Consider the following 14,319-nt stretch of genomic DNA (forward strand, 5'->3'; position numbering starts at 1 on the left):
AAATTAATAAAATTCGTGTACCCTAAATGCTATGATAGGCGCTGCTTCATTCTGTCAGTATTCTGATAGCGCATGAATGATAGATCGTTATAAAAAATTATTAAAATCTGACAAATCAATTTAGAACACCAAAAGTAAAAGCCGAGGTTGTGATGTTTTTAGCAATGGATACCGTGTTCGACCAGTGTTCGATCGCGATTTTAGATTCGAGCGGACAGGTATTGTCGAGCCATACCGAAACAGGTAAGCGTCAGCAGACTCAGCAGATTTTACCGATGATTGATGCTGCACTATCTGAGGCGCAGTTACGTCTTGCTGATATACAGGCTTTAATATTCAATCGCGGGCCAGGTGCGTTTAGTGGTATCCGTATCAATACGGCAGTGGTACAGGCTCTGTCTGTAGCGCATGATTTGCCTTGTGTTGGCGTCTCAAGCCTGCAAGCAATCGCACAATGCGCGTATCAGAAATATGGTCTAACACACCTATACAGCGCCCTTGATGCTCGTATGCAGCAAGTTTACTTTGGGCAGTATGAGTTGGTAACTGACGACCAGTTTGGTCATAGCATTATGCAGCCAGTCTTGGCTGATGGTGGCGATAGCACTGAGCAGCTATTAGATTATGATAGCCAAACAGTATTCAACCTGCCTATCGCGGGTAATGGCGCGCCGCTATTGGCACGACATGATCAGCAAGACTGTCATGAAGATGTTTGGCCAGATGCGGTTGTCATTGGGCAGCTTGGTATTGCCCAGTTTGCAAACGATGGTGGTACAGAAGCGTCACAGGCATTACCAAAATATCTACGTAATCAAGCTTGGAAAACACTTAAAGAGCAGGGTAAAGCATAGCTTTATAAATATGTTTTTTGCAGCCAACTTTTTAGTGTTTAGCAAGCACATACCAATATAAAATCAACGTTAATATAGGACAGCCAATCGGTCTGTTTTTAGGCCAGTTTTTTTAGGCCAGTCTGTTTCTAGGAAAGTCACTGTGGATATAGTTTTATTCGTTCAAGCTGTCATCATGGGTATCGTTGAAGGTATCACTGAATTTTTACCCATCTCTAGTACGGGATATTTGATTTTATCAGCAGATGTGATGGGTTTCTGGACTAAAGAAAAAGTTGATTTATTTGTCGTGGTGGTACAGCTTGGCGCTATTTTGGCAGTGATTTATGACTATTGGGGTCGATTGTGGCAAGCGCTGATGGGTTTGCTAACTGGTAAAGCAGAGGGCATGACCAATCCTAGACAGCTGGGACTGAGTCTGATTGTCTCTACTATCCCTGTGATGATTGTTGGTTTTACCTTTGCCGATGAAATCAAAGCTTATTTGTTTAATCCTATCGTCGTTGCCATTATGCTCATCATCGGTGGTCTGCTGATATTTTATGTGGAAAAGCGTCCTAAAACGGTCATTGCAGAAGAAGCAGAAGATGTCAGTATAAAAACTGCGTTGATGATTGGTCTGTTTCAATGTTTAGCTCTTATACCCGGGACGTCACGCTCAGGTGCCACTATTATCGGTGCGCTGTGGTTAGGTGTCTCACGTAAGGCTTCTGCTGAGTTTTCTTTCTTTTTGGGTATTCCTGTCATTGTAGGGGCAGCACTGTTGGATTTACTCAAGCATGGTGACGTACTGACGAGCAGTGAAGACTGGCTAGTGCTAGGTATAGGTACCATCGTATCATTTGTAGTGGCGCTACTTTGTATCCGCTTACTTGTAGCATGGGTAAGTCGCCGCGACTTTACTATCTTTGCTTGGTTGCGCATTATCACGGGTGTTATTGTGTTGGTCGCCGCTTGGGGCTTTGGTTATCAAATGGCTGGCTAGATTTGCATTATGATTTAACACGCCAGTAATTTATAGTGAAAATAAGCAGCAAATAGGATGATGGTTATGACAAATGTGCCCCAAACGTATGACGAGACAGATGCTGTTGTACATTGTCAGTTATTCTACGTCAAGGACAGCCAGCAAGCACAGGTTGAGAGCCTACAGTCGTTGATAGCTGAGCATACATTACCAATTATCTTAGATGTAGAGGTCGCTACAGAGAAATTAACTCAAAAGCGCCGTCAGCAACTGAGCCAAGCATCTACTCAGCCCATTCTATTATTAGATGATAAAGATAAGCTATTATGGCTAAGTGATGGGCTCAGTGTGGCACCTGAGTGGGACAAGTTGCAGCGCCGTGTAGTGAGTGCTGGTCGTAAGTCTGAGCTGCTATTACAAGCCGCCAAAATCACATCAGATAGTCACATTATTGATGCAACCGCTGGCTTTGGGCATGATAGTTTGATATTGGCAAGTACTGGTGCACAAGTTACTATGCTCGAGCAGCAGCCGTTGATGGCATTGCTGTTACTTGCAGAGCAACAGCGTATGAGTGCGCTACCCAATTGGCAAAAGCTTATGAGCCGTCTACAGATTATTAACACTGATGCGCTCAGTTATTTTGCGAATTTAGAAGCAAGCAATGTAATAGATAATGCTACCACAATCGATATCGTCTATTTGGATCCGATGTTTCCAGAAGATAGTTATCAAGATAGCAAAACAGGCAAAGGGGCAAAAGTTGGTAAGCATATGCAAGCACTGCATCAATTGGCTCGTCCACCAACGTTAGATGAAGAGCGACAGCTTCTAAGTAGTGCGCAGGCCGTTGTTCAACAAAGTACGCAAGGCCAAGGTCGCGTGGTCGTAAAGCGTCCACAGTATGCACCGCTGCTTGCTGATGAGCTTGCTAGTGAAAGCTGGCACAATGAAGCCGTGCGCTTTGATGGGTATTTTGTCTGATAGCTGCTGTTTGCGATAATGAATGTAAGAGTATAAATGTACGCAATTAGTCAGCTTATGTGTTCAAAGTTAATGGATTTAGGAGCAAGGAATGTCAGCGTTAATCATTTGGGTCATGGGTGCAGTTTTACTGTTGATTAATATCATGCTGCGTACCCGAATTCTTCGGCTTGAGGCACGGTTAAAAGAGCTGAGTAATCCACAAGAGCAGCTGGCATTTTTACGTCAACAAGCAGCACAAAAAGACAAAGTCCCAGCGCTGAAAGCATTACGCAAGCAGTATCCTGAGCTATCACTGATAGAAGCGAATAAATTATGGCAAAAAATTCAGTAACCAGTCCATTAAACTTAGTAATTAGTCTATTAAAACTCAGTAACTAGCCCCTTCAAAAATCAATTTAGTTGTTCTGAGCGAAATATATAAGCGCACATAAAAAGTATTCAAACAATGATAATAAAAAGCCATGACATTTAAAGACAAGCTACAAGCCTACATCCAGCTAACCCGTTTTGATAAGCCAGTCGGCATTGAGCTGCTCCTATGGCCAACGCTTTGGGGCGTACTACTCGCTGCAATGGGTCAAGCGCAGCAGCAAGGAATGACAGCAGCGTTGCCAAGTATCAAGGTGTTCGCGATATTTGCCCTTGGTGCAATATTTATGCGAGCGGCTGGTTGTGCGATCAATGATTTTGCCGATCGTAAAGTAGATGGTCATGTGACTCGCACTAAAGGTCGCCCATTAGCAGATGGACGCTTATCTGGTAAAGAAGCCGTCACTGCATTCTTAGTACTTGTGCTGTTAAGTGCCAGTCTGCTATTTTTCCTGCCTATAGCTGTATTTTACTGGTCGCTTGGTGCCGTTGTATTGGCGTTTATTTATCCATTTATGAAACGCTATACCCATCTGCCGCAAGTATTTTTAGCAGCTGCTTTTGGATGGGCGATACCGATGTCTTATGTGGCGGTCCAAGGTGCTCCCGATATTTGGTGTTGGCTGCTATTCTTAGCCTATATGTGTTGGACAGTGGCCTACGATACCCAGTACGCCATGGCTGACCGTGAGGATGATTTAAAGATTGGTGTGAAATCAACAGCGATACTATTCGGTCGTTATGATGTGATTATCATCTCAATACTCCAGATGCTATTTTTGCTAACGATGGGTGTGGTTATGTGGCATTACTTTGCCCCGACCACATTAGGCGTAACGCCGGTATTTGGATTGGCGCTAGTTGCGATGATGTTTGCCAAACAAAACAGCGCTTGTGCCAGTCGTAACCCTTTGGCTTGCTTTCAGGCGTTCTTGGCCAATATCTGGGTAGGGCGCTATATCTTTGCGCTCATCGCAGTTACTTGCATATGGACGACGCTAAATGGTTAAGTTCGATAAATTGCCGAGATTTAAATCAAAGAAACCGTCTGATACAACTGTGTCAGTTACGGACTATCAATCTAAACTTGCCGAACATGGGCTGACTCGCGAGCAAGTTATCGCAACTGAGCGTAAACTGGCGAAATTTGCTAACACCATGGATTCACTAGTGCGAGTGCCTTTTACTAAGCAAGGAATGGGTGCGGATGCGGCGCTTTCGACCATTCCACTAGCAGGAGATTTGGCAGGATTGGCATTGACCAGTTATGCATTTATATTAGGACGTCAGTTAGGTGTGCCTGCTCATAAAATGACGCCAGCGGTTAGATTGGCACTTATTGATATGGTCGTTGGTATCGTACCTGGCATTGGTACTTTATTAGATATTTTCATTCGTCCTAGCCGTAAGACACTGGGTATCGTGCATGAGCATCTACATCATGAGTATGGTATTACCGAAACCATGCATATGGATCGACCGTTTTTGCACCAGTCACTAGAAGACAAGCAACAGCAAAGCCGCTTTGGGTTTTTTTGGCGCAATCCAATCGTTGCTTGGCTGTATTTGCATATCCCTGATTTTCTTGAACTGCTAGTCATTGTATTTGTCGGTTGGGGGCTGTGGACAGTGATAAGCTGGTTGGTTGGGATGTTTGGGCAATCGACTGGGTTTGGTTAAATACAATCACTTATCACTCATTAGACAGCTTAGTTGACAAAAGTCAGTACAGAGCAGTATATAGAAACGAAAAAGGCGGCAACGATAATAACGTTTGCCGCCTTTTTTATGGTTTTAAATAGAGTGTTGAAACAAAGGTCGCCTCAGATTTTATTCAGTGATGACTTCTGCTTCAGCACTGACGGCATCAAAGCTAGTGACTTTATTGTTTCGGATAAGGTCGATAGTGCCGCCACCAGCATGACTGACGAGTTGGATGCTACCGTCAGCTGATTGATACGTAGGATTATTGCCTTGGCCTTCGGGTGCACTTAATGTCATTTTTGGTTGGTTGGGACGAGTAATGATAGCGTTAAGCATACCAGCTGCCGACGTCTCAAAGACTACGGACAAACTCTCACCTGCTGCACTTTTATAACGGACATCAGTGATTTGTGCGCCTTTAATAGCTTGTTCTGGATTAGGTTTTTCAGCGCTAGCATTTGCCGTAGACGTAGTATCACTAAGATCTTTATCTAACTCTGTTAAGCTCAGATCACGTTCTGAATCAGTCTGCGCTACATTTTTAGTGTCATCTACATTGTTACCTTCCGCTTCATCAACGTTGATATTGGTCGTTACTGGCGTGGTTTGCGTTGAGGTCTCAGCTGTAGTTGTATCAGTTGCTTCAGGTTCTGGATCTTTTTGACAAGCATTCAGTAGCAACAGACTGAAGAAAATAGCAGGAGCGGTAATACATAGACGCTTAGACTTATTTGAGTGTATTACTTTTGAGAGAGAGGTATTCATAATCAGCTTTATCCGTTAATAGCGCTCTACGTAAAGGGGACAATTGGCAAGGGTCAACCTGCTATTTATTGACATATATTATTACGTATTTACCGTAATCACCAGCTTACGCTGTCCGCCATATTCTTGCAGGTTTCTATGCTCACATAAGTAAATACCTTGCCACGTACCCAGTCCTAACTCACCATCGACAAGCGGTATAGTCAAGCTTACCCCAAGCATCATGCTTTTAAGATGCGCTGGCAGGTCGTCTGAGCCTTCTAAAGTATGGCGATACTCTGGCTGATCTTCTGGTGCGATTTTATTAAGCCAATCCTCTGTATCTAATCTGACATCTGGATCAGCATTTTCATTGATCGCAAGACTGGCTGACGTATGCAGCAAAAATAGATTAACCAACCCTATCTTGGTAGAGTGAGGTAATAGCTGAAAAATCGCTTCTTCAACCTTCGGAGTAATGATATGAATGCCACGCGCATAGGCGGGTAGAGTAAGGGTTGTTTGGTGATAGCTCATGGGGTATATCTCATTATTAGGGTCGACACCAAATTAAGATACCATAAGCCAGTATAAACCGCAGAAAGCGTTGCTGTTATTTACACAAGAGCCATTTATTCTTAAACAAGCGGCGTCTGTAAACGTGTACGATTGGGTGATAGGCGTGCGAGCATCGTCTCTGACAGTGGTGCGAATGACCCTAGCATCATATCTGCTAATGCTTCAGCACAAATAGGTGCCAATGCATAACCTTTTGCGCCCATCGCACTCATTGTCCATATCCGCTGACTGTTTGCCAATTGTCCAACGATAGGGTGGTAATCAGGCGTTTGGGTGCGAATGCCAGCTCGTCCCTGCCACAGACTCGTATCTGCTGGAATGACAGATGCCATCTCAGGAATGGCAGTGATGAGCTTGTCTCGGCTAATCTGATGTTCCTCGTCACGTATATCAGTACTTGTATCATTGCGGATAAAACTCGCGCCAAGCAATAAATATGGCTCGTCAGCGACTACAGTATTTAACTCGTCATCTCCAGTTTGTGCGTTGAACCGCGCACAGTAACCACTATATTTGAGTGGTATTTTAGGCAGCTTAGCGTACTGCTCAGGGGTTGGCGTAAACCAAGACAGCTGCCCACGAATTTTACGGCAATCAAAAATACGCTGATCCAATTGATGACTTTCAAAAGCCGCGCAAATGACGATATTATCAGCAGTCATAGTGACAGTGTTAAGGTTTTCATCAATACCTTCAATACGAACTTGCTGCTCAGTCTCGTTGATTTTAGTCACTTCTAACTGCTGAAAGCGAATGAGTGGATGAGTCAGTATGATGTCTTTTAGTGCTTGCGGATTGACCAGACCAGACTGAGGTAAGTACAAGTTCTCTGATAAGTTCTGCTCTTTTAGTCCACTAGTAACCTGTGCTTGCTCATGCGATAGGGTGGTCGCCATCTCATCAGGATAGTCGGCAATTTGTTCTGTACCGATATTGGCTTTTATAAGCAAATCAAGGGCGCCAGTCGGTTCAAGTACCGGTGCTGTATTAAGCTGTACGGCTGTTTGATTAAGCTTTCGATATAGCCTGCTGCTATGGAGATAACCGATGGTATGCAGATGCTCGTCAACATGGTGACTTGGCGTCATTTTGGGTGCAAGTAATGCTCTAGGATTGCCTGATGCACCTGCCAAGGGCGCTGATTTATCTAATAAGGTGACGGTAATACCACGATTGGCAAGCGACCAAGCTGTGAGCAACCCTGAGACGCCTGCACCAATGACGACAGTATTGTCGAATGTACTATCAGTCGTTTCCTGCTTCGCATCGTGGCTTTTATTATCACAACTTTTATTATCGCTAGTAAGGTCACTACTTTCTGCATTGGTCATAATGGCCGTTAGCATTTCTCGCTTTCGACCAAAACCTCTGACTTTCTTAATTTGAAAGCCATGCTCTCTTAGTCCGCGCTTGACAATACCTGCACAGCTATAAGTAGCGGCAGTCGTATGAGGGCGTGATAGGCGCTGCATTTGTCCAAAGATACTGTCAGCCCACAAGGTGCTATTGCAAGAAGGCGCAAAACCATCTAAAAACCAAGCATCAATATAAGGTGTATGCTGGTTAGAATGGTTTAATGCCAGTTTGCTTAGACTTTCTGTTGCATCACCAAGCCACATATCGACGGTTAAGTTATCATGAGAAAAACTTAAACGATGACAGCCTGCAATTAGGGGCGGATATGAAGCCAAAAGTGGCTCAATAAATGCCATTAGCTCAGGCGCACGCTCACCCCATAGCGCAAGTATCTGGGTCAGATCTGCTAGCGGTATAGGAAACTTTTCAGTAGTGATAAAGTGCAGGCGAGCCGTTGCTAGCTGTGGATTGGTTTCACGTAATTGTCCCCACAATTGCCACGTCGCTAGTAGATTAAGCCCAGTTCCAAAGCCTAGCTCAGCAATCGTAAAGCATTGCTTTGGTGCAAGGTGTGCCAAACGTTCTGGTAACTGATTGTGCTCTAGAAACACGTGACGCGTCTCTGCCAAACCATCCGCATGAGAGAAATACACATCCCCAAACTCACCTGATACTGGCACCATATTGCCAGTATCATCTGTTTGCCAGTCAATCTTGGCAGGCGTGATAACGTTTAAGTATTCAGGGTTTTGATGATTAGCGGTAGACATGAGGCACTTCTTAGAAATATCAGTAACGGTAGCTCAACGGTCAATTGTGACGGATCAATGATATCGACACTTGGTCAGACGCAGCGAAGTAGAGTAATGCAAGTCAGTGCTAGCAAAGCTGACGCTACCAGCGTTCACGACGGACAAATACTAACCACGAGACAAAAATACCGACTAACAGACTGATCAAAACGGTAAACGCACCGTATAGAAACAACTGTCCCTTACTTTCGTAAACCAAGACATTTACTTGGGTCTGCAAGTCGTTTACTTGACGCTGTAATTGTGCATTACGGCTGAGCAGTTCTTGATTGGCAGCTGACAATGCTTTAGTAGATGGTTGCAGCTGTGCCGCCAAGGTATCATTGATATCTAAAGCTGAGTTTTTCGTTGGCAAAGCGCGCGCCGCTACTGGCCCAGTCAACGGCAGCACTGCTGTCGGATCGGTTGCATCGACAGCAGGTGTTATGGGCGCAGTGGGTGCAGCTTGCGCCGAAACAGCTGTCACTAACATGAGACCAATCAGGGCACTTTTGTAGAAGCAGGCATGTGAAAAAGAGACTCTCTGGATCACGATGCAGCTACTTGATTGTTGCTATCAGTTGGTGCTGGCAATGCTTGAACAAATGGTTTGATATCGACATGACTATACACGCCATCACGTAAGTAAGGCTCATCGTTTGCCCATGCTTGAGCCGCTTCGATAGAGTCAAAGTCTGCAATGATTAAGCTGCCTGACATATCACTTTTGCCATGCTCGATAGGCGTTGGACCTGCGATAACGAGGCGTCCCTCTTGGTGCAATGCTTTTAGGCGTTCAATGTGTTCAGTACGAGTGATCAGACGTTGTGCACTGCTATTAGCCACGTCATGACCAATGATTGCAAATAAAGACATGAGACTTCCTTAGTGAATAATAAAAAAGTAGTAATGAGCTTATATGGGCTTAGTATAAACGTCATAGCGACAAAGTGATTGCTGCTATGACAAGGCAACAGAAACTATTTAGTGGCTTTGTCCGTCAGCGCAGGGTTGAGATGCTTTTTCAACACGGCAAATTGAGCCACGACAAACACCAGCATAATTGGAATCCAGCCATAGGTCTTAAAGTTGATCCATGCTTCATCTGACATTGTGAACGCTGTGATATAATGTAGTACAGCCATTAGGGCAAAAAACAGCGCCCAAGCAACGGTCAGCTTTTTCCAGCCGCTAAGCGTCAGGGTAAATACCTCTTTCATAGCAAGCTGCATCAATGGTTTATTAATAGCGGCACTGACAAATAGCGTCAATGCAAAAATACCATTGATAATGGGCGATTTCCAGCGCAAATAAATATCATCACGCAACAGTAATGTGCCGCCGCAGAATAAAATCGTTAATAATAAGACAACCCATTGCTGCTTATCAAACTTACCTTTTTGACGAATAAAATGAATGGCGTAAACGATAATAGTGGCGATGAGCAAAGCCCCTGCCGCTGCTAAAATACCGTTATAACGCGCCGCGATAAAAAAGGCAATTAAGGGAATAAAGTCTAATAATGCTTTCATAGCAAAGGGTATGTCCAACAAAAACGTATGGGGTAGTTTACACGTCTACCGCACCAAAAAAAAGCAATCAACACGATAATCATGCGATATACGCAACCTACAGAGTAATACTTTCTTATTGTGCCTGATGACCATGCTACTGGCCAAATATAAACACAAATACAGCATCGATAACTGCTAAATCTACAGAATCAGCAAGACAAACTACAACGCACATAATCGTAACAATGACTGTCTGCTCACTAGCTTTTATTCTACTTTTATTTTATTTAACACTTTAAGGCTCAGCTTATGAAAATCGACTTACATTGCCACAGTACTTGTTCAGATGGTACCTACGCACCGACCGAGGTCATACAGCGTGCCCATGCAGCGGGCATCAACGTATTGGCATTGACTGACCATGACACGCTGGCAGGGATTGATGAGGCAAGAGACGCTGCCAGTGCCTGCGATATGCAGATTATTAATGGTGTTGAAATCAGCTGTGAACATACATTAAGCGGTGGTTACGGAAAGAATAAATCTACCAATAAAATTATTCATGTACTTGGACTGGATTTTACTGATCGCGAAAAAATGCACGCAACGCTACAGCAACTGCAAGACAGTCGAGCCACTCGTGGTCAACGTATCGCTGAAAAATTGAGTGAGTTATTAGATATTAATTATGATGAGCTATGGCAGGCAGTGCTCGATAAAGCAGGCGGTAACCCACAAACAGTCGGGCGCGCCCATATTGGACAGGTATTGTTTGAGCGCGGTGAAGTCAAAACCGTTCAAAAAGCTTTTGATAAGTACCTAGCAGATAATAAACCTGCTTATGTAGCAATCGAGGCGTTGACGATGCAGCATGGTATCGAGCTAATTCATGCTTGCGGTGGCAAAGCGGTGCTCGCACATCCTACGCGATATCAATTGTCAGCGACACGCGTGCGTAAACTGATCGAAGAGTTTGCGCAGCTGGGCGGCGATGCTTGTGAGCTACCAGCCACTAGCGAGCCAATTAGTACTCGCAGAATGGTCGACCGTAGCATTGCTGAGCATGGTCTTGCGGCATCTATTGGTAGTGACTTTCATGGTAGTAACATGCCTTGGCGACGTTTGGGCGATGTCCCTATTTTAAATGATGATCAGCAAGGAGTTTGGGAGTCTTTTGCAACGCTTGCTTAGTGAATAGGATTTACCTTTTTACAGTTACTTCTAATAAGGTTGTTTCCAATAGCGATAGGGCTTGATTTATCATGATGAATAAGGCTAAGAAGGGGTACATAAACACAATTACATTCATAGAGAAATTATTGGGAAATAAATGCGTAAAATAGATTGATAATAAGGCCAGAACTTGTAACACTTGATATGAAAATTTCAGAGCGAATAATATGCTTTGGCTTTGATTTTAGCGCTTATGTATTCAACGCATTTATACCTTTTAATGTATTTACACTCTCTGCGGTAGCCCTTCTATGGCTGTATCGATATCCCATCTAGGTTACAACAAAATCTCTCAAATGATTTTTGAGTGGCAGGCTGCTGACCGAACATCGCTGATGGCCTTATTTATCGTGTTAGAGGTATCATTGCATTGGTTCTGGTGTTTGTATGTCTGGTGGCAGCAAGATGCGTTAAACACCTATGTGAACATACATTATTTATATCCATTATGGCTTGGGATTAGCTTTGTTGGACTGTTCTTTTTGTGCATGGTTAAAGGCTTATTTCATTCAAGCAATGACAACGAAATTGTTTTAAGTCGATGGCAAATAGCTTTGGTTTTGGTTTACACCGCCTACATTTCTACTGTTATTGTGATGATAGGGTACAGCAGTTTGTTTGCAGGCGTGTCGCTCGTCGGCGCTGCTATGCTTGGCATGATGCTGATTAAGCGCCGCTATGCTTGGCGTATGTTTTGGCTGCATATTATCTTGATGCTATTAGCGATCATGTCACCTTACTTTGGCATCAGTCTGCCTAATTTACGCCAATTGACTGTCATTCATCCCATGCTCCAGAGTCATAACTATCTAACTTACAACGAGATTATGGCTGCTGAAAATGCGGTTGCTGCGTTGGCTTTTGAAAACAACGTCTTAAATTGGGATAGTATCAACGAGCTACAGCGTTCATCCGCATTTTTTTGGCGGTCGACGCACTTATATTTGGCATTACCAAAAGCGATTTTTATCGTCTATATGTTCCGTGCCTTACTGTTGGTATTAGATGATAGTCGGTTTGAGACCCTTCTACATGCCAATCAGGACGAGCTTACTCAGCTTAAAAATCGCCGTTACGGTCTGAAAAAGATGAAGTATGCCTTGGCAACGGTGAGAGAATATCAAGACTTAAGCGTCATGCTGTTAGATTTGGATTGGTTCAAACAGATTAACGATAATTATGGTCACGACGTAGGCGATCAGGTTCTGATTGAAATATCGCAGACGCTATCGCAGTCGTTAACAGATGAGTCAATCATCAGTCGTTACGGCGGCGAAGAGTTTTTGGTTGTACTACCAGACACGAAGCATGATAGTGCTATGGTGATAGCTGAGCAGTTACGGCTAAATATTGCTGAGCATGTCATGAAGATTGAAGGTCTGGCTGATTTTAATGTGACAGCAAGCTTTGGGTTATATACCTTAACCCATGAAGAGCGAGATTGTATCGCGCAAGGCTACAAAACGATCACACAGCAAAAGACTGTCGCTCAAACGTCACCTCTTATCAAGCCAATTGCTACTCAGCGCGCGGAAAGCAAAATCGCCTCAATGCAAAAGCTGCCTAGTGATATCTGCCAACGACTTATTAGCATAGCGGATAAAGCCTTATATGAAGCCAAGCACCGTGGTCGCAATCAAGTTGTCAGTGCAAACGAGATGTGGGCTGAAAAAGAAGGCGGTAAGCAATCGCTTTACAAAAGCCGCTAGCCATTAATTTATTAGCGATCAGCCATGCCGCTAAGACCGTGTAAGTATTATCGGCATGGCTGATATTCTATTGATTAGTCCAATTTAGATGCCAGTTTCATTCATCCAATCAAGACATTAACTGCTGTACCAAGCTTGCGAGCACACTTGTGGCAAAGCTACCCGTAGTCAAAGTAAAGTTTAACACCAGCGTCTGATCGTCCGACCATTCCCAGCTTAACGCCTCAAGCGGTAGGCGCAGCGCTCGTCTTTGCGCCTTAATATCGCGCTGCTCTAATCCAGTTGCTAGTTGCATGAGTAGGGGGCTGTGTTGTACTACCTCGGTCTCTAAATCTGCAGCGCTACCGATGACTTTATCATTACCCGTACCCCATAGCACGGCAGTTGGATGAATATCACCGCTATCAATACGAGCATGCAACGTATCATCTAGTGTTTCACTAGTGAATATCGATCCTGAGCCCTCTAAATTAAACACTTCACCTGCTAGGCCAGTATTCCAGCTGCCATTACGCACTCGCGCTGCCAATATCTCATTAAATATCAAGCTACGTGCAGCAGACAATTCCATCGTATTTTGCTCGCGCGGGGCACGCTTACGTTTGCTCTTTTTTGGTTGCGGGCGAGGCTCTCGCGGTGGACGAGCAAACAGTGATAAAGCTTCTCTGACGTTATTACCCTGACGACCAAAACGCTGTGGACCAAAATAATTGGGTACACCATTTTCACCAATGCGCGTTAGATGCTGCTCGACTGCCTCTTTTGCAGATAGTAGTTGCTCGGGTGATGCGTTACTTCCGTCATCAACATTTTCGTCACTAGCGCTCGAAAACTGGATATCACGTAAAGTAATAACAAACTGATTGGCACGGTGCGTACCGCGATTGAGTTTTTTATTGTGCCAGTGCTGCGCAAGGATAGTGACAGTCTCATTTTCGCCGATGTCCACTGGTGCAAACTCAGTAGGTGGCAATTGTTTTTTTGGTATGCGCAAACTAAACCACTGGGTCGTCAACGCATGACGATCTTTCAACCCTGAGTAGCCAACATCACGTAACGGAATGTCTGCCCACTCTGACAGTAGTTTCGCCAGATAAGTAGTATTCATGCCTGATTTTTCGATATGTAGCCATAAATGCTCACCTTCACCAGTGAAGTCTAATGGCAATAGCTCATTAACGATAAAATCAGTCGCATTGGCTTTATAAGTCGCTTGCTGTATCGGCTGCAAACTTGGCTGTGGCAAATTTTCAGTATTTGTAATAGTGGCAATATCAATATGAGCTAGGTCAATTTGCTCACTGGCTGTTTGGTCATTAGCTTTTTGGGCAACAGTTGTTCGATCAAGAGTAGCAGCTTGGCTATCTAAACTATCTTGAGAAATAGTGATTTCGTTTTGGTTGTCTTGAGAAGTCATAAGGTCGTCTTTTATTTTGTTTATTAATAATGATTAGAAGTAAAAAGAGTGCGGAAAGCAAAGTCGCATAATTACGTTTTGCAACGCAGTAAACA

The 14,319-nt window shown here is 44.0% G+C and carries 15 protein-coding genes; 8 read left to right on the forward strand and 7 right to left on the reverse strand.

All coding sequences use genetic code 11. From position 1 onward, the window contains the following. Positions 1 to 152: 152 nt before the first annotated feature. The 6 genes from tsaB to QL886_RS11660 all read left to right on the forward strand — a co-directional run bounded on the left by tsaB (position 153) and on the right by QL886_RS11660 (position 4,857). Positions 153 to 854: a tRNA (adenosine(37)-N6)-threonylcarbamoyltransferase complex dimerization subunit type 1 TsaB gene (gene tsaB / locus QL886_RS11635; RefSeq protein WP_201579237.1), complete on the forward strand. Its 702-nt coding sequence runs from the start codon at positions 153 to 155 to the stop codon at positions 852 to 854. A gap of 142 nt (positions 855 to 996) precedes the next feature. Then, positions 997 to 1,839: an undecaprenyl-diphosphate phosphatase gene (locus tag QL886_RS11640; RefSeq protein ID WP_201608189.1), complete on the forward strand. Its 843-nt coding sequence runs from the start codon at positions 997 to 999 to the stop codon at positions 1,837 to 1,839. 66 nt (positions 1,840 to 1,905) lie between these two features. Further along, on the forward strand, positions 1,906 to 2,805 hold the full coding sequence (locus tag QL886_RS11645) for a class I SAM-dependent methyltransferase (protein WP_290178815.1): 900 nt from the start codon (positions 1,906 to 1,908) through the stop codon (positions 2,803 to 2,805). 91 nt (positions 2,806 to 2,896) lie between these two features. Further along, entirely contained in the window at positions 2,897 to 3,139 is a 243-nt protein-coding gene (locus tag QL886_RS11650; RefSeq protein WP_290178817.1) for a hypothetical protein, read from the forward strand. A gap of 130 nt (positions 3,140 to 3,269) precedes the next feature. After that, positions 3,270 to 4,187: a 4-hydroxybenzoate octaprenyltransferase gene (gene ubiA, locus QL886_RS11655; RefSeq protein WP_290178818.1), complete on the forward strand. Its 918-nt coding sequence runs from the start codon at positions 3,270 to 3,272 to the stop codon at positions 4,185 to 4,187. Continuing rightward, entirely contained in the window at positions 4,180 to 4,857 is a 678-nt protein-coding gene (locus QL886_RS11660; protein ID WP_290178819.1) for a DUF4112 domain-containing protein, read from the forward strand. Before ubiA ends, QL886_RS11660 begins: the two co-directional genes overlap by 8 nt. Before the next feature lie 150 nt (positions 4,858 to 5,007). Here the strand turns inward: QL886_RS11660 and QL886_RS11665 are convergent, their stop codons facing one another. The 6 genes from QL886_RS11665 to ispZ all read right to left on the reverse strand — a co-directional run bounded on the left by QL886_RS11665 (position 5,008) and on the right by ispZ (position 9,883). Then, positions 5,008 to 5,646, reverse strand: coding sequence for a hypothetical protein (locus QL886_RS11665; RefSeq protein WP_290178820.1), 639 nt, complete (start codon positions 5,644 to 5,646; stop codon positions 5,008 to 5,010). 81 nt (positions 5,647 to 5,727) lie between these two features. Beyond that, the gene (locus QL886_RS11670; RefSeq protein WP_290178821.1) at positions 5,728 to 6,162 is read right to left on the reverse strand and encodes a secondary thiamine-phosphate synthase enzyme YjbQ; all 435 of its coding nucleotides are present in this window, start codon (positions 6,160 to 6,162) and stop codon (positions 5,728 to 5,730) included. Between the two features lie 101 nt (positions 6,163 to 6,263). Continuing rightward, on the reverse strand, positions 6,264 to 8,330 hold the full coding sequence (gene mnmC / locus QL886_RS11675; protein WP_290178822.1) for an FAD-dependent 5-carboxymethylaminomethyl-2-thiouridine(34) oxidoreductase MnmC: 2,067 nt from the start codon (positions 8,328 to 8,330) through the stop codon (positions 6,264 to 6,266). Between the two features lie 124 nt (positions 8,331 to 8,454). Continuing rightward, on the reverse strand, positions 8,455 to 8,844 hold the full coding sequence (locus tag QL886_RS11680; RefSeq protein WP_261869048.1) for a hypothetical protein: 390 nt from the start codon (positions 8,842 to 8,844) through the stop codon (positions 8,455 to 8,457). 56 nt (positions 8,845 to 8,900) lie between these two features. Continuing rightward, positions 8,901 to 9,227, reverse strand: coding sequence for a YciI family protein (locus QL886_RS11685; RefSeq protein WP_057761353.1), 327 nt, complete (start codon positions 9,225 to 9,227; stop codon positions 8,901 to 8,903). 104 nt (positions 9,228 to 9,331) lie between these two features. After that, entirely contained in the window at positions 9,332 to 9,883 is a 552-nt protein-coding gene (gene ispZ, locus QL886_RS11690; RefSeq protein ID WP_290178823.1) for a septation protein IspZ, read from the reverse strand. Positions 9,884 to 10,174: 291 nt separating this feature from the next. Between ispZ and QL886_RS11695 the strand changes: the two genes are divergently transcribed. Together QL886_RS11695 and QL886_RS11700 are read left to right on the forward strand one after the other, a co-directional pair. Further along, positions 10,175 to 11,056: a PHP domain-containing protein gene (locus QL886_RS11695; RefSeq protein ID WP_290178825.1), complete on the forward strand. Its 882-nt coding sequence runs from the start codon at positions 10,175 to 10,177 to the stop codon at positions 11,054 to 11,056. 293 nt (positions 11,057 to 11,349) lie between these two features. Next, a complete protein-coding gene (locus QL886_RS11700) occupies positions 11,350 to 12,807 on the forward strand; it encodes a GGDEF domain-containing protein (protein ID WP_290178826.1) in 1,458 nt (485 codons plus the stop codon). Between the two features lie 109 nt (positions 12,808 to 12,916). On the opposite strand, the gene QL886_RS11705 is transcribed toward QL886_RS11700, so the two are convergent. Further along, complete coding sequence (locus QL886_RS11705; RefSeq protein ID WP_290178827.1) at positions 12,917 to 14,224, reverse strand: tRNA pseudouridine(13) synthase TruD; 1,308 nt, start codon at positions 14,222 to 14,224, stop codon at positions 12,917 to 12,919. Positions 14,225 to 14,319 lie beyond the last annotated feature (95 nt).

This window comes from Psychrobacter sp. APC 3281 (assembly GCF_030407815.1).
In the GTDB taxonomy this organism is placed as follows: domain Bacteria; phylum Pseudomonadota; class Gammaproteobacteria; order Pseudomonadales; family Moraxellaceae; genus Psychrobacter.

Bases quoted from the DNA above. Each gene is read 5' to 3' on its own strand.
- ubiA (WP_290178818.1), top strand. From the start codon at position 3,270: ATGACATTTAAAGACAAGCTACAAGCCTACATCCAGCTAACCCGTTTT.
- QL886_RS11705 (WP_290178827.1), bottom strand. From the start codon at position 14,224: ATGACTTCTCAAGACAACCAAAACGAAATCACTATTTCTCAAGATAGT.
- QL886_RS11650 (WP_290178817.1), top strand. From the start codon at position 2,897: ATGTCAGCGTTAATCATTTGGGTCATGGGTGCAGTTTTACTGTTGATT.
- QL886_RS11670 (WP_290178821.1), bottom strand. From the start codon at position 6,162: ATGAGCTATCACCAAACAACCCTTACTCTACCCGCCTATGCGCGTGGC.
- QL886_RS11680 (WP_261869048.1), bottom strand. From the start codon at position 8,844: ATGTTAGTGACAGCTGTTTCGGCGCAAGCTGCACCCACTGCGCCCATA.
- QL886_RS11660 (WP_290178819.1), top strand. From the start codon at position 4,180: ATGGTTAAGTTCGATAAATTGCCGAGATTTAAATCAAAGAAACCGTCT.
- QL886_RS11695 (WP_290178825.1), top strand. From the start codon at position 10,175: ATGAAAATCGACTTACATTGCCACAGTACTTGTTCAGATGGTACCTAC.
- mnmC (WP_290178822.1), bottom strand. From the start codon at position 8,330: ATGTCTACCGCTAATCATCAAAACCCTGAATACTTAAACGTTATCACG.
- tsaB (WP_201579237.1), top strand. From the start codon at position 153: ATGTTTTTAGCAATGGATACCGTGTTCGACCAGTGTTCGATCGCGATT.
- QL886_RS11685 (WP_057761353.1), bottom strand. From the start codon at position 9,227: ATGTCTTTATTTGCAATCATTGGTCATGACGTGGCTAATAGCAGTGCA.
- QL886_RS11700 (WP_290178826.1), top strand. From the start codon at position 11,350: ATGGCTGTATCGATATCCCATCTAGGTTACAACAAAATCTCTCAAATG.
- QL886_RS11645 (WP_290178815.1), top strand. From the start codon at position 1,906: ATGACAAATGTGCCCCAAACGTATGACGAGACAGATGCTGTTGTACAT.
- QL886_RS11665 (WP_290178820.1), bottom strand. From the start codon at position 5,646: ATGAATACCTCTCTCTCAAAAGTAATACACTCAAATAAGTCTAAGCGT.
- ispZ (WP_290178823.1), bottom strand. From the start codon at position 9,883: ATGAAAGCATTATTAGACTTTATTCCCTTAATTGCCTTTTTTATCGCG.